The following is a 21,872-nucleotide window of genomic DNA, read 5'->3' on the forward strand; positions in this document are numbered from 1 at the left end:
TGCGCACGATCTTGTTGATCGTCTCGATCATGTGCACCGGAATGCGGATGGTGCGCGCCTGGTCGGCAATCGAGCGGGTGATCGCCTGGCGGATCCACCAGGTCGCATAGGTCGAGAACTTGTAGCCGCGGCGGTATTCGAACTTATCGACCGCCTTCATCAGGCCGATATTGCCTTCCTGGATCAGGTCGAGGAATTGCAGGCCGCGGTTCGTATATTTCTTGGCGATCGAGATGACGAGGCGCAGGTTCGCCTCGACCATTTCCTTCTTCGCCTGGCGCGCTTCGCGCTCGCCCTTCTGCACGACGTGGACGATCTTGCGGAATTCCGCCGTCTCGACGCCGGTCTCCTTGGTCAGGTCGTGAATGTCGGTGCGGATCTCGCGGATATGGTCCTTGCGGTGATTGACGAAATCCTTCCAGCCGCGGCCGCCGAGCTTGGAAATGCGCAAGAGCCATTTCGGGTCGAGCTCGGAATTATGATAATTCTTGAGGAAGTCCTCGCGCCCGACGCCGGATTCCTCGGCGAGGCGCAGCAGCTTCGTCTCGAGGCCGATGAGCTTCTTGTTGATGTCGTAGAGCTGCTCGACCAGCACGTCGATGCGGTTCTGGTTGAGCGACAGGGATTTGACGTCGACGACGATTTCTTTCTTTAGCGCCTTGTAGCGGCGCTCCTGCGCCGGAGTCAGCGTCTCGTTCTTGAGCTTGCTCTCGACATTCTGCACCTGCAGCTTGTTGAGCTTCTTGTAGGCGTCGGCGATGCGGTCGAAGGTCTCGAGCACTTTCGGCTTGAGTTCGGCCTCCATGGCGGAGAGCGATACGGAATTTTCCATATCGTCTTCTTCGTCGAAGCTCTCTTCCGGAATCGGCGGCTCGGCCTCGTCGTCGCCGGCCGGGCGAAGGCCCGCCGGCGGATTGATCGGCGCGGTGGCGGGGGCGCGCTGGGCGGCCAAGGCCTCGGCGGCGCCCGGCGCGGTCATGTCGATCTTCGGCGTGTTCTTGCCGTCGGGGCCGGCATAGGTCGCCTCGAGGTCGATGATGTCGCGCAGCAGAACCTTGCCTTCGTTGAGCTCGTCGCGCCAGATGATGATCGCCTGGAAGGTGAGCGGGCTTTCGCAGAGGCCCGCAATCATCGCCTCGCGGCCGGCCTCGATGCGCTTGGCGATCGCGATCTCGCCCTCGCGCGACAGCAGTTCGACCGAGCCCATCTCGCGCAAATACATGCGCACCGGATCGTCGGTGCGGTCGGCAGGCTCGGAAGATTTGGTCGTCAGCGCCTTCGACTGGGTGATCTCGACGAGTTCGCCGCCCTCGACCTCTTCTTCTTCCTCTTCGGCGTCCGCCTCTTCGGCTTCCTCGCTCTCGATGACATTGATGCCCATTTCATTGAGCATCGCCAGAATGTCCTCGATCTGCTCGGAATTGACTTCCTCCGAGGGCAGGACCGCGTTCAATTCGCGATAGGTGACAAAGCCGCGCTTCTTGGCGAGCTTGATCATCCGCTTGACCGCGGCATCCGACATATCGAGCAGCGGGCTGTCGGTGGTTTCGACGGCGGTGGTGCCTTCGGCTTCGGTCTTTTCGTTGTCTTTCTTGGCCATCGAATCCTCTTTCACTCGGCGGGAAGCCGCCGTGCCGAAAGCGCCCACGTCCCGGCGCCGGGCGGCGCACCGCCCCTTGTCATTGCCGCGGGAGCAAGCTCCCGGTTATTCCCTGCCCGCCCTTGGGCCTTTCGACGCAAAATCGGAACCGGTCCCATCGCACCACGCGCTCAATTGCGATGGCCGATAGGACTTAAAATCTCGTTGCGCGCGGGCAACTCAAAATCGCTTACGAATTCCGTGCCGGACGGCACGATCGAACTCTACCTGTAGCCTTAGGGGAAAATCCCTTCAAGTTAAGACCTTAGATTGCCCCGCACGCAGTTCGCTATGCCATCCCGCCTTGCCGGCCGGAGGCCGCGCCAAAGCCCTCAAGCATTGCTTCGGTTCCCGTAAGCGCCGATAATTGCTCGCGAATATCTAGCAATCGGGCCAAATTGACCTCGCTCGCGTCTTGCGCCAAGGCGGTCTCGGCCGAATGCAATTCGCTATGTAGCGCCCGCATTTTACGATGCAAGGCCAAGGCTTGCTTCAAAGCTTCTTCGGCGTCGGCATCCGCCGCGTCGGGCGAGACAATCCAGAGCGCCGCATGGGCGCTGGTGTCGAGCCGGCGCAACAGCGCGGCAAAGCCGCCGGCCGCGAGGCTGGAGCGCAGAGCGTCGGCTGTCGAATGGCCATGCGCCCAAAGATCAAGCATCCTGTTGCGCAATGAGGCCGCCTCGGTGCTGCCGAGGTCAAGCTCGGCAAAAGCCTCGCCGTAAGGGTCGAGCAGCACGGGGTGATTGAGCAGGATCAAGAGAATCAATGATTCACGCGCCGAAAGATCCGGCGCCTGCGGCCGCAGAATGGGCGAGCGGGCGAGGCCGGCGCCGACGGCGAGCGGCAGGCTCGCATAGCTCTGCGGTTCCTCCGCACCGAAGCGGCCGCGGCGAAAACCCGGCCGCTCCGGGCGGAACGGTCCGCGGCGCCCCGAAAATCCGTTGTCGCTGCGCGCGCGCGCCGGGTTGAACAGGGCCGTGAGCCGCTCACGGAACGCCGCCTGATAATGCCGGCGCAGCGTCTCGTCGCGGATTTCGCCGCAAAGCGCCAAGAGCCGGCGCTCCAGCGCGGCGCGGCGCTCCGGCGTCGTCAGAACGTCAGCCACGGTCTCGCGCTGCCAGATGAGATCGACAAGCGGGAGGGCGGCTTCGATCACGCCGGCAATCGCCGCGGGGCCGCCGCTGCGCGCCAGATCGTCCGGGTCCTGGCCCTCGGGCAGCAAAGCAAAGCGCAGCGAACGGCCGGCGCCGATCAAGGGCAGCGCCAGATCGACGGCGCGGAAGGCGGCCTTGCGCCCCGCGCGGTCGCCATCGAAGCAGAGGATCGGCTCCTCGGCCATTTTCCAGAGCAATTCGCACTGGTCGGCGGTGAGCGCCGTGCCGAGCGGCGCCACGCAATGCGGAAAGCCCGCCGCCGTCATGGCGATGACATCGACATAGCCCTCGACGGCAATGACGTCGCCCTTCTCATGCGCGGCCTTGCGGGCCCGGTGATGATTGTAGAGCACCGCCCCTTTGTGAAAGAGCACCGTCTCCGGCGAATTGAAATATTTCGCCTGCACGTCCTTGCCGAGCGCGCGGCCGCCGAAGGCGATGACACGGCCGTTGCGGTCGGCGATCGGAAACATCACCCGGTCACGGAACCGGTCATAAGGCACGGCGATCTCCTCGCCATGCACCAGCAGCCCCGCCTCGATCATCGCCTCGGCGGCGATGCCCTTGGCGGCGAGATGATCGCGCAGCGCGAATTTGTCCGGCGGCGCATAGCCGAGGCGGAATTCGTTTTGCACCGCCGGGCTCAGGCCGCGGCGGGCGAGATAATCGCGCGCCGGCGTGCCGGCACGGCCGGAGAGCTCTGCGATGAAGAACTGCGTCGCGGCTTCGAGTACGTCATGGAGGCTCGCGCGCTGCTTCTCTTGCGCTTCGGCTTGCGGCGTCGCGCGCGGCAAGGGCAGGCCCGCTTCCTGCGCCAGGCGCTCGACCGCCTCGGGGAAACTCAGCCCCTCGGTCTCCATCAGGAAATCGAAAATATTGCCGTTCTTGCCCGCCGAAAGGTCGAACCAGGCCATTTTCTGGTCATTGACGTAGAAGGACGGGGTGCGTTCGGCGTTGAATGGCGAGAGGCCGCGCCACTCGCGCCCGGCCTTGGCCAGCTTGACACGCCGGCGCACGACCTCCGAGACCGGCAGACGGGCCTTCAAATCGTCGAGGAAGGAGGCAGGGAACCGCATCAGCGTCTTCTGACTCTGTTCGCCACACTATACATAGAAGATAGTGCGGGGACAGGCATGCAATCCACGCTATACACACCACCGGCAGGCGGCGGCTATATCGCCGGACCGTATCGGCGGACACGCGGCACACGGGGTGCAGATTCTTGCGAGCGCAGGCGAATTTCATGGCGAATGTCACGGGCGGCATGGACACCAAGGCGCATTTTCTCGACATGAAGCGCCAGGGCCGGCCGATCGCCGTGCTCACCGCCTATGATTTTCCCACCGCCAAGGCCGAGGCGACTGCCGGCGTCGATCTGATCCTGGTCGGCGACAGCGTCGGCACCAATCTTCTCGGCTATGCGAGCGAGCAGGAAGTGCGGCTCGAGGATATCGTCCATCATGTCCGCGCCGTGCGCCGCGGCGCGCCGCAGACGCCGATCCTCGCCGACCTGCCCTACCGCACCTACGAAACGACGGACGCCGCCGTCGCCAATGCGCAGGTGTTGCGTGCGGCAGGCGCCGACATGGTGAAATTCGAAGGCGCACGGCCGGACATCGCCGCCGCCCTCGCCGCCGCCGGCATTGCGGTCTGCGGCCATCTCGGCCTCGAGCCGCAGACCCATACCGACAAAAGATTGCGCGGCCGGACGGCCGAGGAGGCGGCGCGATTGCTGAACGACGCCGTGGCGCTCGACAAAGCCGGCATCGCCATGCTGGTCCTCGAACTGATCCCGGAGGAAGTCGCCGCGCGCCTGGCGCGGGCGATCGCCGCGCCGACGATCGGCATCGGCGCCGGCCGCTTTACCGACGGCCAGGTTCTGGTCGTCACCGACCTGCTCGGTCTGACAGGCACGCGCTTCCGCCACAATCGCCGCTATGCCGATCTCGCCCCGCTCATCGAGACGGCCGTGTCGGACTATGTCCGTGACGTGCGCAGCCACGCTTTTCCGACCGCCGCCAACAGCTTTGCCATGCCGAAGGACGCGCGGCTCGCCTTCGAGAGCAGCGATGGATAGGCCCTTGCGCCGGCCGCAAGAACGCGCGAAGCCTTTAGGGTTCAGCGTCTGAGGCGCATGGAGCGGATGGAACTCATTTACAAGATCGTACCGGCACAGCTCTGGCATCAGGCCGAACTGGTCGGCACGTTCGCGGGTTCACCGGTCGATCTCTCCGACGGCTTCATCCATCTTTCGACCACGGCGCAAGTGCGCGGCACGGCGGCGCGCCATTTCACCGGGGAAGACGGGCTGCTGCTCGTCGGCGTCGATCCGCAGCGCTTGGGCGCCGCTCTGCGTTATGAGCCCTCGCGCGGCGGCGCCTTGTTTCCGCATCTTTATGCGCCGCTCTGCCTTGAGGCGGTGATATCGGTCAAACCGCTGCCGCTCGGCACCGACGGGCTGCACCAGTTTGACGACAGCTTCCCGTGAGCCCCATGAATTTTCTCACCTCAAGGGCCCATTCGCTCGCCTTGCGGCTGCCGCCGGAGACGGCGCACCGGATGACGCTGCGGGCGTTGTCGGCCCTACCCTTGCCGTCGCCGGCCGCCGACGATCGGCGCCTTCGGGTGCAGGCTTTCGGGCTCGATTTTCCCAATCCGCTCGGGCTGGCGGCGGGGTTCGACAAGAATGGCGAAGCGGTCGATGCGGTCCTGCGGCTCGGGTTCGGCTTTATCGAAGTCGGCACGGTGACGCCGCATCCGCAGCCCGGCAACGCGCGGCCGCGGCTCTTCCGCCTGCCGCAGGACCGCGGCATCATCAACCGGCTCGGGTTCAACAGCCGCGGCCATGCCTTCGTGCATCGGCGGCTCCTGGCACGGGCGCGCAGGCCCGGCCTCGTCGCGGTCAATCTCGGCGCCAATAAGGATTCGCAGGATCGCATCGCCGACTATGTCGAGGGCGTCAAAACCTTCGCCGATGTGGCGGACTTTTTCGTCATCAACATTTCGTCGCCGAACACTCCCGGCCTGCGCGATCTGCAACGCCAGCAGGCGCTCAGCGACCTTCTGCCGAACGTGCTTGCCGCGCGCGCCGCCGCCGCGCGTCATGTCCCGGTGGTCGTCAAGATCGCGCCGGATCTGACGCTCGACGAGCTCGATGGCATCGTCCGCGTTTGCCGAACCTATCGCATCGACGGGCTTGCCGTCTCCAACACCACGCTCGCCCGGCCGGAAGAGCTTGCCGATCACGAGATTGCCAAACAGCATGGCGGCCTTTCCGGCCGGCCGCTGTTTCACCTTTCGACCTGGCTGTTGGCGCAGGCCTATCTGCGCGTCGAAGGCCAATTTCCGCTGATCGGCATTGGCGGCGTGGAAAATACTGCGACCGCCTTGGCCAAGATCGAAGCCGGCGCCGATCTGGTCGAGCTCTATTCGGCGCTCGTCTTCAGGGGCGCGGGGCTTGTCCCCCATATCAAAAAAGGGCTGCTGCAGCGCCTGTCGCAAGCCAACCTCGACAGCCTTGATGCGGTGCGCGGCCGCCGCGCCGAGGACTGGGCGGCAGGCAGGATGTCCGCCGCCGAGCTTCATTCCGCCATCTGATTACCGGCGCGCCGAGAGAAGCCGCGAGACGAACCAGATCGGCACGACGATGATCGCGCCCGCCAGCAGATAATCGCCGAGCTCGCGGATAGCATCAAAGCCAAGGGCCCAGATCCGGTGCGCGAAGCGCACGACCGCATCGATGACATCATAGGGCCGGATGTCGAGCCACATCAGCAGCGCGCCGACAACCAACGATAGGAAGAACAACCTGAAAAACACGCCGACCGGCGAACCGCCGAGAAAGCGGGTCAGCGGCGTATCCGGGCGCGGCTTCCGGGACGGAGCGCCTTGCGCGGGTGCCCAAGCGCTGGGGGCCGGAGGTGGCGCCGGGTTGATATCCTCGACCATGTGAGCCTCGCTGGCTGATTGCAAACGCGATATGGGCATGCCCCGCGCGGCACCACGTGCGCGTTCGCACGCCGCGCCGGAAACCCTGCACAGGTTTCCCAAGGATTGCGATGCCATTATGATGGATGCTCGCTTCGTCGCAGGTTTCGAGAATGCAGAAGGACGATTCGGACGCCTATCTGGCGCGCGCCTCAATCGACGCCGGCTTCAGCTTCGCGCTCGCGGCTTTTTTTGTCGGGCTGGGGCTGATCGCCGTTTTGGCACGCGTCGGCTTGCCCGACACGGCGCTGCGCTTTTGCGTCTGGGCCCTGATTTTCGCCGGCCTCATTGTCATCGCCGTCCGGCTGCGGACCATGCGGCCGGCTGAATTTTATGCCGGCGGCCGCAATCTGCCGCCAGCCTATGCGGCAATGGCCTACGCCGCTCTCGCGGCAGGATTGTTCCTGCCCTTTTTGCCGCCGCTGCTTCCCGGCGTCGGCTTTGCCTCGCTTGCGGTCGGATTCATTCTCGGTCTTGCCGCGGCGCTCTGCGTGACCGGTCCTTATCTGCGCCGTAGCGCCGCCTTTTCGATCGCCGATCTGGTCGGCATCCGTTTTCCGCAGCCGCTCGTGCGCTGCGCGATTGCCATGATCGCCGCGGGCTGTGCGGTTTTCATTGCGCTTGCCGGCTATGACATGGCGCTGCGCGCCTTCATCGCCACGACGGGCGCCAGCCGCAGCCTCGGCATAGTCGCCGTCGGCGTTCTGCTCGTCCTTCTGATCGTGCCGGGCGGCCTCTCCGGTGTCATCTGGCTCGCCGTCGGCGGGACGATCGTCAGCCTCGCCGCGCTGGGCCTGCCGGCTATCCTCCACATTTTCCATGAATCGCCGCTTTGGACGAGCGGCCTCGGCCATTTGCCGCAAATTGCCGAAGCGGAGACGATGCCCGCCTTCAATCCGGCCGTCGCCATCGCGCTGGGGCTTGGGCTTGCGGTGCTGGGCCCGCTTTTCGGACCTTCGGTCGCAAGCGACGGCCGCATCACCGCCCTGCGCGCCGGCCCGCTCGCGGTTTTCTTCATCGGTGTGCTGGCGATTTTGTCGGTGCTGACGCTCGCCCGCGCATCGCATGCGGCGGGCGTCCCGCCGGGTGCGAGCGCCGCCTATCTCATCGAAGATCTACCGGCCTTGCTGCATCTCGGCCCGGTCTTGAGCGGTCTCGCATCGGTCTTTGCGATGACGCTCGGCATCGCCGTGGCGGCGGCCGGGATCCAATCCTTCGCGACAAGCCTCGGCCATGACATCTATCATCCGGCGCGGCGCCGCTTCGGACCGGTGAGCCGCCGGCTCGCTATCGCGCGGGCCTTGACGATCCTGCTCATCGTTCTTTGCAGCGTCTTCTTCACCCATCACCGCACCGACCCGCGCACGCTCATTTTGCTTGCGGCGATGTTCTCGGCGAGCCTGATCGCGCCGGTTCTGCTGCTGACCCTGGTGAAGCGCGCGACCGCCTTCGATGCCGGCGCCGGGCTCGCCGTCGCCATCGCGCTCATGGCGCACTTCTTCTTTACGCACCGGCCAGGCTGGCCAATCCCGGCCCTTGCGGGCAATGCCATTTTCGCCGCGCTCGATGCGACCTTCGCTGGTTTTTTTGCGAGCCTTCTGCACGGCCGCCCGGCGCTGCCGAGCCAGCCTGCCCTGCCGGCGCCCGGTCACCTCGTCGGGCCCGACTGATTATTTTTCGCTCGCGAGCAGGGTCGCCTGATGTTCGGTGATCAGCGCGTCGATGATCTCATCGAGCGCCTCGCCGGCGATCACCTTGTCGAGCTTGTAAAGGGTCAGGTTGATCCGGTGGTCGGTGACGCGGCCTTGCGGAAAATTATAGGTGCGGATGCGCTCGGAACGATCGCCCGACCCGACCTGTGAACGCCGGTCCGCCGCGCGCTCGGCATCGAGCTTCTGGCGCTGGGTATCGTAGAGACGCGCCCGCAGCAGCGCCATCGCCCGCGCCCGGTTCTTGTGCTGCGAGCGCTCGTCCTGGACAAAGACGATCGTATTGGTCGGCAAATGGGTGATGCGGATCGCCGATTCCGTCTTGTTGACGTGTTGGCCGCCGGCGCCCTGTGCCCGCATCGTGTCGATCTTGAGATCCGCGTCATTGATCTCGATATCGACATCCTGCGCCTCGGGCAGGACCGCGACCGTCGCCGCCGACGTATGCACGCGGCCTTGCGTCTCGGTCTCCGGCACACGCTGCACGCGATGCACGCCGGATTCGAACTTGAGCCGCGCGAAGACGCCGCGACCCTCGATCTCGGCGATGATCTCCTTGAAACCGCCGAGCGCGCCTTCGCTCGCTGACAATATCTCGACGCGCCAGCCCTTCGCTTCGGCATAGCGCTGATACATGCGGAAGAGATCGCCGGCAAAGAGCGCCGCCTCGTCGCCGCCGGTGCCGGCGCGGATTTCGAGGATGGCGCTTTTTTCGTCGGCGGCGTCCTTCGGCAGCAAAGCGATGCGCAGCTTTTGTTCAAGCGCCGCAAGGCGCGCCCGCGCCTCGGTACGCTCGGTCTCGGCCAGGCTGCGCATGTCTGCGTCGAGCTTCGGGTCCTCGAGCAGCGAATCGATCCCGGCGATCTCCTCGCCCTCATGTCGATAGGCGCGGATCGCGTTCGCGACATCGTCGAGCTCGGCCAGCTCGCGCGACAGCGCAACAAACGTCGCGGAATCCGGCCCCGAGGCCAGGCGATCCGAAATTTCGGCATGCCGGCGTAAAATGAGATCGAGTTTGTCTTGTGGCAGCATGGCTCTTTAAGAGCTTATCGAACCTTCGAGGTCAATGTTCTGGCGGCTAGGCCACCGGAATGCGCCGGTCCTTGGCGAACGTCTGCAACGCGCCGCGGATCGATTTGGCGCCGTCGTTGGCATCGATCAACCCGTTAACCAATTTGCTGACCGCCGCAAGATCGGTCGCGAGCAAGGCCGCCTTCACCGGCCCGATCGAGGACGGCGACATCGACAATCTGCGGAAGCCGAGGGCCATCAGCGCCAAAGCCTCCAACGGCTGACCGCCCATCTCGCCGCACAAAGTCACGGGGGTCTTGTTGCGCGCCGCCGTCTCGACGATCATGCGCAAAGCGCGCAGCAGCGGCGCAGACAAAGGATCAAACCGGCTCGACACGTGCTTATTCTCGCGATCGGCGGCGAACATATATTGGATCAAATCGTTCGTACCGACGGAGAGAAAATCGGCCTCGGCGCAAATCTCGTCGAGCTGCCAGAGAAGCGCCGGCACTTCGACCATGGCGCCGAGCTGCAAGCTACGCGGCACGCCATGGCCATGGCGCTTCAAGAAGGCGATTTCGCGCTGCACCAGCTCCTTGGCGCGGGCGAATTCGTCGACGATGGCAACCATCGGAAACATGACCCGCAGATCGCGCCCCGCGCCCGCCCGCAACAAGGCCCGCAACTGCATCCGCAGAAGCGCCGGCCGATCGAGCGAGATGCGGATGGCGCGCCAGCCAAGCGCCGGATTCTCCTCTTCCGCCTGGGTCATATAGGGGAGAACCTTATCGGAGCCGATGTCGAGCGTGCGGAAGGTGATCGGCTTGTCCGGCACCGCCGCAAAAGCGGCGGTGTAGAAATCATATTGCTGTTGGATGCGCGGGAACTGCGAGACGATCATGAATTGCAGCTCGGTGCGGAATAGGCCGATCGAATCCGCGCCGGTTTCCTCCGCATGCTGCAGATCGACGAGCAAGCCGGCATTCATGTGCAATTCGAACGGCACGCCGTCTTTCGTGACGGAGGGAACATCGCGCAGCTTGTGATATTGCTCCTGCCGGCGCGCCCGCAGCCGCGCCTTTTCGGCATAGGCATTTTCGACATCCGGCGGCGGGCGGACCTGCACGTCGCCGGTCGAGCCGTCGACGATGACCGCATCGCCCGGTTCGACAAAAGAGAGAATGTTGGAAACCTCGCCAACCGTCGCGACGCCAAGCGCGCGGGCGACGATGGCGACATGGCTCGAAAGACCCGCATCCTCCAGCACGACGCCGCGCACTTTGGTACGATCGTAATCGAGCAGCGCTGCCGGTCCCATCGTCCGCGCGACGATGATCGCATTATCCGGCAGTTCCGCCTGCGCCGTGACGAAGTCGCGCCCGGCAAGCTGATAGAGCAGTCGGTTGGCAAGATCGTCGAGATCGTGCAGGCGCTCGCGCAGATAGGGATCGGTCTGACGCTGGAGGCGCGCGCGCGCATCGTTTTGTACCCGCTCGACCGCTGCCTCGGCCGTCAGACCCGTCGCGACGGCTTCGCGCAAACGGCGAATCCAGCCGCGGTCATAGGCGAACATGCGGAAGGCTTCGAGCACTTCGCGATGTTCGCCGTGGCCGAGGTCGCCGCGCTCGATCAGTTTGTCGATCGATTCGCGCACCCCGCCGATCGCAGTTTCAAGCCGCTCGGTCTCGGCCTTCACGTCCTCGGCGACGAGTTGTTTCACCGTGACGCGCGGCTCGTGCAGCACCACATAGCCGAGCCCGACACCATCGGCGATGGGCACGCCTTTCAGCGTCACCGGCCGGTTGAGCGCGATCTCCGTATCGAGCAGGCCGATCGACTGCAATTCGCCGGACGCGACCATTTCGGCGAGCAGCATTGCCGTCGTCTGCAGCGCCTCCATCTCTTCTTCGAGATAGACGCGGCGGGCGCGGTTCTGGACGACGAGAACGCCGAGCGTATTGCCGCCGCGCAGGATCGGCACGCCGAGAAACGACGAATAGATCTCTTCGCCGGTCTCCGGCCGATACGAGAAGGAGGGATGATGCTGCGCGTCGGCGAGCGCAAGCGCTTCCGCCGATTCGGCGATCAGGCCGACGAGGCCCTCGCCCTTGCGCATCGTCGTGAGGTGGACCGCCTCGCGGTTCAGACCTTCGGTTGCGAAAAGCTCAAGCCGGCCGTCGGCGCGCAGAACGTAAACGGAGCAGACTTCCGCCACCATATTCGCGGCGATGAGGATGACGATCTTGTCGAGGCGGTCCTGCGGGCTGATCGGCTCCGCCATGACTTCGCGCAGGCGCCGCAGCAATTGCCGCGGGCCGCCGGGCGCAGCGCGCAAGGCTTTGTCTTTTTCCGGCCCTTGAGCCTCGGATTCATAGGTCGGCACAAAGTCTCATCCGCAGGGGGGACTATCAAGACATCCAATCAGGAGAAACGCCCGCCGCACGCTTCTCCGGCGATGGCACTGCGGCGATCGGACGGGCTCTAGACGAACCCTGCCATTGCAAAGGCCGATGCCACCGAAACGCGACAGCTATCCCTATAGCCAATGCAAAGATCAGACCGCAAGCGCCATTCGATCCACGGCGAAAAAGATGCGCAGATTTTAGACCTGATCAAGGCCATAAAGCGTGTGCAATGTGCGCACGGCGAGTTCGGTATAGGCGGCGTCAATCAATACTGAAAATTTGATCTCTGACGTCGTAATCGCGCGGATGTTGATGCCTTTTTCCGATAGGGCCTTGAAGGCCAGCGCAGCAACGCCGGCGTGGCTGCGCATGCCGATGCCGATGGCCGAGACCTTGGCCACATCGCCGGCGCCTTGCAATGCAGCAAAGCCGATCGTCGGGCGGGCCTTTTCCAGAATGGCTCTCGCGCGGTCGTAGTCGTTGGCCGCGACCGTGAACGTGATGTCGGTCGTCACCGTATCGTCTGAGGCGACCTGGACGATCATATCGACATTGATATGCGCCTCGGCGAGCGGCATGAAAATCGCCGCCGCGACGCCTGGCCGGTCGGCGACGCGGCGCAACGTGATCTGCGCCTCGTTGCGCGAAAATGCGATGCCCGTGACGACCTGCTGCTCCACGATATCCTCCTCATCGCAAATCAACGTGCCGGGTCGCGGATCGTCGGGATCGTCGAAGGACGAGCGTACATAAGTTTTGACCCGTTTCATCATCGCCAGTTCGACCGAGCGTACCTGCATCACTTTGGCGCCGAGCGATGCCATCTCCAGGATTTCCTCGAAGGCGATGCGGTCAAGCCGGCGCGCCTTCGGCACCACCCTCGGGTCCGTCGTGTAGATGCCGTCGACATCGGTATATATATCGCAGCGCTCCGCCTTGATCGCGGCCGCAACTGCCACGGCACTGGTGTCCGAACCGCCGCGTCCAAGCGTTGTCACGCGGCCGGTCGCGGCATTGAGACCCTGGAAGCCAGCGACGACCGCGACCTCCTTCATCAGGAAGCCCGCGATTATATGCTCGCCGTTCACGCCAGCGATCCGCGCCGCGCTGGCCGCCTCGGTCGTCAGAATCGGCACCTGCCAGCCTTGCCAGGAGCGGGCTCGGATGCCCATATCCTGGAGGACGATGGCGAGCAGGCCCGCACTGACCTGTTCGCCGGTGGCGACGACGGCGTCATATTCGCGCGGATCGTAACGAGGGGAGGCGTCCTTGCAGAGCGCGACCAGCTCATCGGTCTTGCCAGCCATGGCCGAGACGATGACCGCGACCTCATGGCCAGCGGCGACTTCGCGCTTGACGTGGCGCGCGACATTGCGGATGCGATCAATGCCGGCGACGGATGTGCCGCCGAATTTCATCACGAGGCGGGCCATCGGGTCCGGCAGCGCTTTCTTGTTTCGGTCTTTGGAATCTTTGACCTCGGCGGCTGGATTGCGCGCCGCGGCAATGCGGCGCGTTTACACCACGACCTTGGCGGCCAAGTCAATTCGAGGCAAAAGCCGCACAGAAGGAGGGTTAAGATGTCGGGGGTAGTGGCGCCGCAGGCGCAGACGAGCGTCGATCCGGACGAGGTCGCGCGCTTCGACCGTCTGGCTGCGACCTGGTGGGATTTGAAAGGGCCGATGAAACCTTTGCACCGGTTCAACCCGGTGCGCGTCAATTACCTCAAGCAGCTTCTCATCGACCGGCCGCGCGGCGACAGCCGTCCCACGGCGAAGCCCGACCGACCGCTCGACGGCCTCGAAATTCTCGACATCGGCTGCGGCGGCGGCATTTTGAGCGAGGCTCTAGCGCGGCTCGGCGGCGAGGTGACCGGCATCGATCCCGCGCCCACCAACATTGCCGTTGCGCGCCGCCATGGCGAGGAATCGGGCCTCAGGATCAGCTATCTCGAGACCACCGCCGAAGCGCTCGCAGCGGAAAACCGGCGCTATGACGTGGTACTTGCCATGGAAGTCGTCGAGCATGTGCGCGATGTCAAAGCCTTCGTTGCAACGGCGGCGTCAATGGTGCGCCCGGGCGGCGTTCTGGTCGCGGCGACGCTCAATCGTACTCTGAAAAGCTATGCAATGGCGATCGTCGGCGCGGAGTATATTCTGCGCTGGCTGCCGCGCGGAACGCACGATTGGGACCATTTCGTCACGCCGCGCGAACTGCGCCTTGCCTTGCGCGCCGGGGGGCTCAAAATTCTCGACGAAACCGGCGTCGTCTACCATCCGCTCAGCGCCACTTGGCGCCTCAGCCGCGACATGGATGTGAATTACATCATCGCCGCCGAACGCAAGGCCTGACCGGAGGCATCATCGCGCTCGGCCGCCGCCGCTTCGACCACGCGCTGCATCACCGCATCCCAATTGCCGCGCGTCGTTTGGCGGAACAACCGCACGGTCGGATACCACGGCGTGTCGTCGCGACCGAGCAGCCAGCGCCAATCGGGGATCTCCTTGAGCAGCACAAACGTTGGCCGCCCGAGCGCACCGGCAAGATGCGCGATCGACGTGTCGCAGGTGACGATGAGATCGAGGCTCTGCATCACCGCAGCCGTATCGATGAAGGCATCCGGGCCCGCATCGAAATCGGCGTCGAGCGTCTCGATGGCGAGCTCCGGCCGTGCGGCCAAGGCCTCGACGCCGTCGTGCTTCTGCAAGCTGATGAGGCGGAAATCCGCAACGCCCGCCAGCGCCGCAAAATGCGCCAGCGGAATCGACCGCGCCGGATCGACCTTGGGATCGGGATTGCCTTGCCAGCAGAGGCCGATCTTGAAGGCGGCAGGATTGCCGCGGCTCGCGAGCCTCTCAGCCCATTTCGCCACAAGCGCGGGTTCCGCGGCGAGATAGGGCGTATGCCCTGGGATCGTCGCAAGGTCGCTGCCAAAGGCGCGCGGCAGGCTCGACAGTGCGATCTGGCTGTCGAACCGCTCATTCGGGCCAAGGTCGTCGACGCAGCGCACCGTTGGGCTCAGCCCGCGAAACAGACGCAGCATCTTGCTGCGGCAGAAGAAGGTCACGTCAATGCCAGCCGCAGCCAGCAAAGGCAGATAGCGGCAGAACTGCAGCGCATCGCCCAATCCTTCGCCGCCATAGACGATCAGCTTCTCGCCCGGATGGCTGTTGCCGCGCCATTCGGGGATCGGAAATTTCAATTCGTTATGCGGGATGAGACCGCAACCCCAGCGATATTCGTAGTTTTCCCAGCCGTCGCGGAAATTGCCGCGCAGCAATTGCAGCACGCCCTTGTTGTTGCGGGCATGGGCGCTTTTGGGGTCAAGCGCGATCGCGGCATCGAAGGCTGACTCCGCCGCCTCGAATTGGCAAAGCTCCTTGAGCGCCACGCCGCGGGCGACGAGCGCGGCCTGATAATCCGGCCGCAGCGCCAGCGCGCGGTCGATGGATTGTAGCGCCGCTTCGGGACCGGCGGTTTTCAACAAGGCCGTGCCGCGATTGAACCAGGCCTCGGCTGACTCCGGCCGCGCAGCGAGCGCCTGGTCGAAGGCTTCAACCGCGCCGGGCAGATCGCCCAAATTGATCAAGGCGACGCCGAGATTGTTGAGAAGCTCCGGATTGCCCGGAAAATAAACGAGCGCCGTCCGATAAGCCGCGCAGGCTTCCTCGTAGCGTTTGACTTCGTTGAGAATATTGCCCCGGTCAAGCAGCGCTTCGTAATAATCGGGCTTGAGCCGGAGCGCTTCGTCGAGAAATTTCAACGCCCCGCCGGCATTGCCGCTTTCGGAAAGTATGATGCCGCCGGCACGCAAAGCCTGCGGATAGGCGGGCTGCAAACGCAAGGCATGATCGAAGGCGGCGATCGCCGCATCGTTGCGGCCAAGCGCGCGCAGCACAAGCCCATGGTTGTAATAGCCCGCCGCATCGGCGTGGCCGAGCTTTTCCGCTTCGGCGAAGGCGGCGTCAGCTTCGTCGAAGCGGCCGACCCGCTGCAGCACGCGTGCCAGCCGCAGCACCGCATCGAGAAAATCCGGCCGCAGCGCGCGCGCCTGCGTAAACCAGGGCACCGCCGCCGCCCAGGCCTCGGCACCGACATGGATCAGACCGACCAGCTGGCAGCGTTCGGCGCTGGCGATCTGGCGTGGATCGAGCGCTGCCAAGGGGGCCAAAGCCTCGGCGTTGCGGCCCTGCCTTAAAGCCTCGGCGGCATCGCGCAAGGTCGTATCGAGATCGGCGGCGAAGATCGAATGCGGCGCCACGGCGCGATTCGCAAATGCCGCGTTCAAAGCCTCTGGCATGGGACACTCCGCCTATCGAATGCGGAACTGTCTATGGCACAGCTTGCGTGAGACTTACGGCGTCGCCGGACTTAGTTGAGATCGTCCGGCACGAGCGGCAGCGGCAGGATGCTGATGCCTTCGTCGAGAAGCGCTTTGGCCTCCTCGCGCGTCGCTTGACCGCGAATCGGGCGCTCCTCGCTGGCCCCCTCGGCGATCTTTCGCGCCTCGTCCGGAAAGCGCGTCCCGACATCCTCGGTGAGACCCATCACATAATGCCGCAGCGCGCGCAGAGCGGCGCGGTCTCGCGCCCGCTCTTCCGCGCTTGGCGCTTCAATACGATCGCCGTGAGCGAGCGCCGGCGCCATGATCGCTTTGGCAACCTGCGGCGAGGCGCAGACCGGGCAAGAGACTTGGGCCCGCGCAACTTGTTCATCGAAGCTGGCGGCGCTCGCAAACCAGGAATCGAATTCATGGCCTTGCGAACATTTCAGAGCATATTTGATCATCGCGCCGCGTCGGCCAAAGCCGTTTCGAGTTCACCCCTGGCGTCAAGCGCATGCAAATCGTCACAGCCGCCAATATGGGTTTCACCGAAGAAAATCTGCGGCACGGTTCGCCGGCCGCCGGCCCGCAGCATCATGGCTTCGCGGGCAGCCGGATCGCCATCGACGGCGATCTCCGCGAAATCGAGGCCGCGCGCATGCAACAGCGCCTTGGCGCGGCGGCAATAGGGGCAGGTCGCCGTCGTGTAAACGACAATATCAACCGGTTGCGGCATTCTTACTGGACCTCGTTTCTCGCTCCCAAGATATGGTATTTCATCCGCTTGTCACAACCCTGGCGAAGACCAAGACATCGACGCGCGCGGCCCCGCCGCGAAGCAGGGCGCGCGCCGCTGCATTGAGCGTCGCGCCGGAGGTGAGGACATCGTCGATCAGCAGGACGTTGCGACCGGCGATGGCGCCCTGCGCGGATCCGGGCACCGCAAAAGCCCCCTGCACATTGTCGGCGCGTTGCGCCCGGCTGAGGCCGACCTGCGGCAGCGTCGGTTTGATACGGGCGAGCGCGAAGGGCTCGACCGTCTTGCCGCTTGCCCGGCCGACGATCTCGGCCAGGGCATTCGCCTGATTGAACCGGCGCCAGATGAGGCGGCGCCGATGCAACGGCACGGGGACGAGCAGATCGGCACCGGCCAAAAGCTCCGCGCCGGCGCGGGCCATCCAGAGACCGAGCGGCTTCGCCAATTCCAGCCTGTCGCCGTATTTCAGCCGGTGAACGAGGTCGCGGACGGGGCCGTCCTCGAAACGCGCCACCGCCCGCGCGCGATGATAGACGGGCGGATTGGCCATCGCCTCGGGCGACAAGAGGCCCGGAACGCCGAGATCATAAGGAAAGGGCGTACCGAGCCGCTCGCAATAGGGCTTCTCGATGAAGCCGACGCGGCGCCAGCACGAAGGACACAGCGCCCCATGCGCCGTCACCGCCTTGCGGCAGGCAAGGCAAGCGGGCGGAAAGACGAGGTCGAGCACCGCATCGGCGAGCGCGCGCCCGCGCCGCAGGGTCTTCGACCAAACGGCAGGCAGGGGCGGCGGAGCAAGCGCGGGATCGTCGCAAATCATGGCGCAGCATAAACATGGCGCCAGAGCGCGCCAGAAATTTTGCCGAGGGGGCCGCCGCAATGCGCTAAAAGGGGCGGTGGCACCGAGCAGTTTTCTCATTTTCGATCGCGCCCTGCAGAGCCGGCGGCACGCTCGCGCGCTGGCAGGCGGTCCTGCCGATTTTCTCCTGGCGCGGGCGGCTGACGAGATTGTGGAGCGTCTTCAAGCCGTCATGCGGCAATTCTCGGCGATCGGCGATATCGGGACGCCGCTGGCGCTGCTCAGCGCGCGCCTTGCCGCGCACTATCCGGCCGCATGCGTGACGCATCTCGCGTCGGCTGGCGGCGCCAATGTCATCGGCGATGCCGAACGCCTGCCTTTCGCACGTGAGGCCTTCGATCTCGCCGTCTCCGCGCTCGCGTTGCAGGACGTCAACGATCTGCCCGGCGCGCTGGCGCAAATCCGCCGAAGCTTGCGGCCCGACGGCCTCTTCCTCGGCTGTCTCGTCGGCGGCGCCACGCTGCGCGAATTGCGCGCGGCGCTGGCCGAAGCCGAGACGGACATCGCCGGCGGCGTCTCGCCGCGCGTCGCGCCCTTCGCCGACCTGCGCGACATGGGCGGCCTCTTGCAACGCGCCGGCTTTGCCTTGCCGGTCGCCGATGTCGAAACCCTCACCGTCCGTTATCCGCATCTCTTCGCTCTCTTCGCCGACCTGCGGGCGATGGGGACGACGAATGCGCTCGTCGAACGGATCAAGCGGCCGACACGCCGCGCGCTCTTTCTCCGCGCCGCCGAGATTTATGCGCGCGACCATGCCGATGCCGACGGGCGGCTGCGCGCCACGTTCGAGCTGATCTTTCTCTCCGGCTGGGCGCCGCACGAAAGCCAGCAGAAACCGCTGAAGCCCGGCAGCGGGCAAGTCTCGCTCGCGGAGGCCCTCCGCAAGCCCTAGCACCGGCGATCGCCACGCGCCCTAAGGATGCGGCACGAGTTCCCAAGTCACGCGCACCTGCGAATCATAGGTCAACGTTCCCGGCGTCATCGGCACATTGGCCATCGGCGCCATCGCCTTGGCGAAAATGCGCGGCTGGATCCCGCCCTGATCGTTCGGCGCGATTTCGAGCACCCGGCCGAGGTTTACGCCCGCCGCCGGCAGATAGGCCTTGGCCAGGCGCAACGCATCCTGCATCGCTGCCGCATTGAGCTTGGCGTAAATCTCGTCCTCATGGCTCGCGCGGAAGCTAATGCCCTGAAATTCGTTGGCGCCGCTGTCGATCAGGCGGGCGGCAAGCGCCCCGGCCTTGCCGACATCGCGCAGGCGGATGGTGACCCCGTTGCGCGCCTGATAGCCACGCAATTTTTGGCCCGTGCCGCGGCCTTCGGCATCAGAGAGGCTGTCGTAAACGGGCGTCAGCGAGACTTCGCTCGTCTGCACGTCCTTGGGATCGATGCCGTTCCCCTTGATCGCGTCGATCATCGCCTGCGCGGCCTGGGCGTTGGCCGCGGCGGCGGCCTCCGCTTTGGGCCGTTCCGTCACGACGGCAAGCGAAAGGGTCACGAGATCGGGCACGACCTCGGTACGGGCGTGGCCGACGACGGTGATATGGGGCACCGAATCGACCAGGGCCGCCTGCGCCAGTGCCGCACCGGGCGCCGCAAGGCCGAAAGCAAGAGCCACGACAAGGCGAACAGGAGCCATGAAACCGTCCTTAGCGCAGGAGTGGAGAAATCAGCCGCCCGATGCTACATAGCGACTATGAATTTTCATGCCGAGACCTCGCCATCATCCTTGCCGGTGCGGCGAGATGATGACGCCACGCTGACCTCCAAAGCCTCGCTCGTCGGCGCCACCCGCGCCGAACTGGCCGAGGCCTTGCGCACGCATGGCGTGACGGAGCGCGAGATCAAGATGCGCGTCGCGCAGCTCTGGCATTGGCTTTATTTCCAGGGCGCGCGCGATTTCGACGCGATGCTCAACATCGGCAAGGGCTTGCGCAGCACGCTCGCGGCGCACGAAAGCCTGGCGCGGCCGGAGGTCGTGAGCGAGCAGGTCTCGCAGGATGGCACGCGCAAATGGCTGCTGCGCCTCGCCCCCGTCGACAAAACCGATAAAGGCGCCGAGGTCGAATGCGTTTATATTCCGGAAAGCGACCGCGGCACGCTCTGCATTTCGAGCCAGGTCGGCTGCACGCTGACCTGCCGCTTCTGCCACACCGGCACGCAGAAACTCGTTCGCAATCTGACGACGCGGGAGATCGTCGCGCAGATCATCGTCGCGCGCGAAAGGCTTGGCGATTTTCCCGGTCTGACCCCGCCGACGAACGGCCTGCTGCCGCAGGGCGAGACGCGGCCGATCACCAATATCGTCTTCATGGGCATGGGCGAACCGCTCTATAATTTCGACAATGTGCGCGATGCGGTCGGCGTTCTCGCCGACGGCGACGGGCTCTCGGTCTCGAAACGCCGCATCACCGTCTCGACCGCCGGCGTCGTGCCGCAGATCGAACGGCTCGGCGCCGAGGCCGGTCCGATGCTCGCCATCTCGCTCCATGCGGTGCGTGACGACCTGCGCGACACGCTCGTGCCGCTCAATAAAAAATATCCGATCAAGGATCTGCTCGCCGCCTGCCGCGACTATCCCGGCGCCTCGAACGCGCGGCGCATCACCTTCGAATATGTGATGCTGAAAGGCGTCAACGATTCGCCCGCAGAGGCGCGCGAACTGGTGCGGCTGCTCAAGGGCATTCCGGCCAAGATCAATCTGATCCCGTTCAATCCGTGGCCGGGCACGCAGTATGAATGTTCGGATTGGGACAAGATCGAAGCCTTTTCCGACATCGTCTTCGACGCCGGCTATGCGAGCCCGGTACGCACGCCGCGCGGCCGCGACATTCTCGCTGCCTGCGGCCAATTGAAGAGCGAGACGGAAAAGCTGCGCGCCCGGGCAAGGCTCGCGGCGGAAGCGGAATAATCAGCCGACCTTCCGCACGCCCCAGACGGCGATGATTGCCAGCGCCGCCGAGATCAACGCGTTCCACCCGGCCAGCGAAAGTCCGAAGATGCGGATCGCCACCGCATCGCAGCGCACCACCTTCTGCGTCTGCAATTGATGCAGGAAATCCTGCATCGTCGTCACCTTGGTCAGCGCATCGCCGGTGCAGGCCGAAGGTCCCGCCCAGAAATGCCATTCGACGCCGGCATGATAGATTCCGAAGCCGGCGCTGAATGCAAAGATCAGGAACAGCAGGATGAATCCGGTGAGCATCAGAACGCGGCTACGGCGCAGAGCGAAGACGAGCGTCGCCGCGGCCACGGGAACGCCGACATAATAAGGAATGCGCTCGCTGAGGCAGAGTTCGCAGGGGGCATAGCCGAAAGCCTGGAAGATCCAGGCGCCGGCGATCGTTGCCGCCGCGATGATGAGGATCAGCCATGCTGCACGCGCGGCATGCACATCACGGAAATAGGTTTCGCCCATCGTCCCTCACGCCATATGCGCGGCGACGACAAAGCCGAGAATTACGGCGGCAGCAAGAAGCAGCAGGAAATAGCCGAAGTATTTCTCTAACAAGCCGTTGATCGGCGCGCCATAACGGTTGAGCACCGCGGCGAGCAGGAAGAAGCGCGCCCCGCGCGTGATGAGACACAGCAGCACAAAGAGCGGCAGACTATAGGCGAGAAGCCCGCTGGTGATCGTTACGATCTTGAACGGGATTGGCGTCAACCCTTTGATGAGGATGATGGCCCAGCCCCAATGCGCATAAAGCGCGCGCACCTCGTTGACGCGTGCGCCATAGCCATAAACATGGATGAGCCATTGGCCGAGCGTCGCATAGAGCAGCGCGCCGATCGCATAGCCGAGCAGGCCGCCGGCGACGGAGGCGAGGGTGCAGATGAGCGCATAGAGGAAGGCCCGCTTCGGGCGCGCCAGCGCCATCGGCACGAGAATCGTGTCGGGCGGAATCGGAAAAAACGAGCTTTCGGCAAAGGCGATAAGCCCCAGCGCCCAAGGCGCATGGCGGCTTTCAGCCAGCGAAAGCGTCCATTGATAAAGCTTTTTGAACATAATCTTTGCCGTAGCGCTCTG

Annotated in this window: 20 protein-coding genes; 7 read left to right on the top strand and 13 right to left on the bottom strand. The window is 64.7% G+C overall.

Going from position 1 to position 21,872, the window contains the following annotated elements:
• A partial coding sequence (rpoD, locus tag Q0025_RS12260) for an RNA polymerase sigma factor RpoD (protein WP_297299501.1) occupies positions 1 to 1,600 on the bottom strand: 1,600 nt, incomplete at its 3' end.
• A 328-nt stretch (positions 1,601 to 1,928) separates the two neighbouring features.
• A complete protein-coding gene (dnaG, locus tag Q0025_RS12265) occupies positions 1,929 to 3,869 on the bottom strand; it encodes a DNA primase (RefSeq protein ID WP_297299503.1) in 1,941 nt (646 codons plus the stop codon).
• Between the two features lie 167 nt (positions 3,870 to 4,036).
• Here dnaG and panB point away from each other — a divergent pair, with 167 nt between their 5' ends.
• The 3 genes from panB to Q0025_RS12280 all read left to right on the top strand — a co-directional run bounded on the left by panB (position 4,037) and on the right by Q0025_RS12280 (position 6,390).
• Entirely contained in the window at positions 4,037 to 4,870 is an 834-nt protein-coding gene (panB, locus tag Q0025_RS12270; protein ID WP_297299505.1) for a 3-methyl-2-oxobutanoate hydroxymethyltransferase, read from the top strand.
• A gap of 66 nt (positions 4,871 to 4,936) precedes the next feature.
• The gene (locus Q0025_RS12275; protein WP_297299507.1) at positions 4,937 to 5,281 is read left to right on the top strand and encodes a DUF952 domain-containing protein; all 345 of its coding nucleotides are present in this window, start codon (positions 4,937 to 4,939) and stop codon (positions 5,279 to 5,281) included.
• A gap of 5 nt (positions 5,282 to 5,286) precedes the next feature.
• A complete protein-coding gene (locus Q0025_RS12280) occupies positions 5,287 to 6,390 on the top strand; it encodes a quinone-dependent dihydroorotate dehydrogenase (RefSeq protein ID WP_297299509.1) in 1,104 nt (367 codons plus the stop codon).
• Here the strand turns inward: Q0025_RS12280 and Q0025_RS12285 are convergent, their stop codons facing one another.
• Entirely contained in the window at positions 6,391 to 6,741 is a 351-nt protein-coding gene (locus Q0025_RS12285) for a DUF6460 domain-containing protein (RefSeq protein ID WP_297299511.1), read from the bottom strand. It lies immediately after the preceding gene.
• A 152-nt stretch (positions 6,742 to 6,893) separates the two neighbouring features.
• Here Q0025_RS12285 and Q0025_RS12290 point away from each other — a divergent pair, with 152 nt between their 5' ends.
• Complete coding sequence (locus tag Q0025_RS12290) at positions 6,894 to 8,450, top strand: hypothetical protein (protein WP_297299514.1); 1,557 nt, start codon at positions 6,894 to 6,896, stop codon at positions 8,448 to 8,450.
• Here Q0025_RS12290 and prfA read toward each other — a convergent pair whose 3' ends face one another.
• The 3 genes from prfA to Q0025_RS12305 form a co-directional block, all read right to left on the bottom strand.
• Entirely contained in the window at positions 8,451 to 9,521 is a 1,071-nt protein-coding gene (gene prfA / locus Q0025_RS12295; RefSeq protein ID WP_297299516.1) for a peptide chain release factor 1, read from the bottom strand.
• A 46-nt stretch (positions 9,522 to 9,567) separates the two neighbouring features.
• On the bottom strand, positions 9,568 to 11,835 hold the full coding sequence (gene ptsP / locus Q0025_RS12300) for a phosphoenolpyruvate--protein phosphotransferase (RefSeq protein ID WP_297299552.1): 2,268 nt from the start codon (positions 11,833 to 11,835) through the stop codon (positions 9,568 to 9,570).
• A gap of 267 nt (positions 11,836 to 12,102) precedes the next feature.
• Entirely contained in the window at positions 12,103 to 13,338 is a 1,236-nt protein-coding gene (locus tag Q0025_RS12305) for an aspartate kinase (protein ID WP_297299518.1), read from the bottom strand.
• A 147-nt stretch (positions 13,339 to 13,485) separates the two neighbouring features.
• Here Q0025_RS12305 and ubiG point away from each other — a divergent pair, with 147 nt between their 5' ends.
• Complete coding sequence (ubiG, locus tag Q0025_RS12310; protein ID WP_297299520.1) at positions 13,486 to 14,256, top strand: bifunctional 2-polyprenyl-6-hydroxyphenol methylase/3-demethylubiquinol 3-O-methyltransferase UbiG; 771 nt, start codon at positions 13,486 to 13,488, stop codon at positions 14,254 to 14,256.
• Here ubiG and Q0025_RS12315 read toward each other — a convergent pair.
• The 4 genes from Q0025_RS12315 to Q0025_RS12330 form a co-directional block, all read right to left on the bottom strand.
• On the bottom strand, positions 14,226 to 16,205 hold the full coding sequence (locus tag Q0025_RS12315) for a tetratricopeptide repeat-containing glycosyltransferase family protein (RefSeq protein ID WP_297299522.1): 1,980 nt from the start codon (positions 16,203 to 16,205) through the stop codon (positions 14,226 to 14,228). The two genes, ubiG and Q0025_RS12315, sit on opposite strands and share 31 nt — an antisense overlap.
• Before the next feature lie 71 nt (positions 16,206 to 16,276).
• Positions 16,277 to 16,693, bottom strand: coding sequence for a DUF1178 family protein (locus tag Q0025_RS12320; protein WP_297299524.1), 417 nt, complete (start codon positions 16,691 to 16,693; stop codon positions 16,277 to 16,279).
• A complete protein-coding gene (gene grxC / locus Q0025_RS12325) occupies positions 16,690 to 16,965 on the bottom strand; it encodes a glutaredoxin 3 (RefSeq protein ID WP_297299526.1) in 276 nt (91 codons plus the stop codon). The genes Q0025_RS12320 and grxC overlap by 4 nt, the downstream gene beginning before the upstream one ends.
• Before the next feature lie 40 nt (positions 16,966 to 17,005).
• Positions 17,006 to 17,806 carry a ComF family protein gene (locus tag Q0025_RS12330; RefSeq protein ID WP_297299528.1) on the bottom strand — a complete coding sequence of 267 codons (801 nt, stop codon included), beginning with the start codon at positions 17,804 to 17,806 and terminating at the stop codon, positions 17,006 to 17,008.
• A gap of 76 nt (positions 17,807 to 17,882) precedes the next feature.
• Between Q0025_RS12330 and Q0025_RS12335 the strand changes: the two genes are divergently transcribed.
• Positions 17,883 to 18,737 (top strand): methyltransferase domain-containing protein, encoded by an 855-nt coding sequence (locus tag Q0025_RS12335; RefSeq protein ID WP_297299530.1) that lies wholly within the window; start codon positions 17,883 to 17,885, stop codon positions 18,735 to 18,737.
• A gap of 21 nt (positions 18,738 to 18,758) precedes the next feature.
• Here Q0025_RS12335 and Q0025_RS12340 read toward each other — a convergent pair whose 3' ends face one another.
• A complete protein-coding gene (locus tag Q0025_RS12340; RefSeq protein ID WP_297299532.1) occupies positions 18,759 to 19,484 on the bottom strand; it encodes an SIMPL domain-containing protein in 726 nt (241 codons plus the stop codon).
• 57 nt (positions 19,485 to 19,541) lie between these two features.
• Between Q0025_RS12340 and rlmN the strand changes: the two genes are divergently transcribed.
• Complete coding sequence (gene rlmN, locus Q0025_RS12345; protein ID WP_297299534.1) at positions 19,542 to 20,756, top strand: 23S rRNA (adenine(2503)-C(2))-methyltransferase RlmN; 1,215 nt, start codon at positions 19,542 to 19,544, stop codon at positions 20,754 to 20,756.
• Here rlmN and Q0025_RS12350 read toward each other — a convergent pair whose 3' ends face one another.
• Both Q0025_RS12350 and Q0025_RS12355 read right to left on the bottom strand, forming a co-directional pair.
• The gene (locus Q0025_RS12350) at positions 20,757 to 21,263 is read right to left on the bottom strand and encodes a disulfide bond formation protein B (protein ID WP_297299536.1); all 507 of its coding nucleotides are present in this window, start codon (positions 21,261 to 21,263) and stop codon (positions 20,757 to 20,759) included.
• A 6-nt stretch (positions 21,264 to 21,269) separates the two neighbouring features.
• Positions 21,270 to 21,851, bottom strand: coding sequence for a YqaA family protein (locus Q0025_RS12355; protein ID WP_297299537.1), 582 nt, complete (start codon positions 21,849 to 21,851; stop codon positions 21,270 to 21,272).
• Between the last annotated feature and the right edge of the window lie 21 nt (positions 21,852 to 21,872).

It is taken from the genome of uncultured Methylovirgula sp., from assembly GCF_947646745.1.
Classification (GTDB): domain Bacteria; phylum Pseudomonadota; class Alphaproteobacteria; order Rhizobiales; family Beijerinckiaceae; genus Methylovirgula.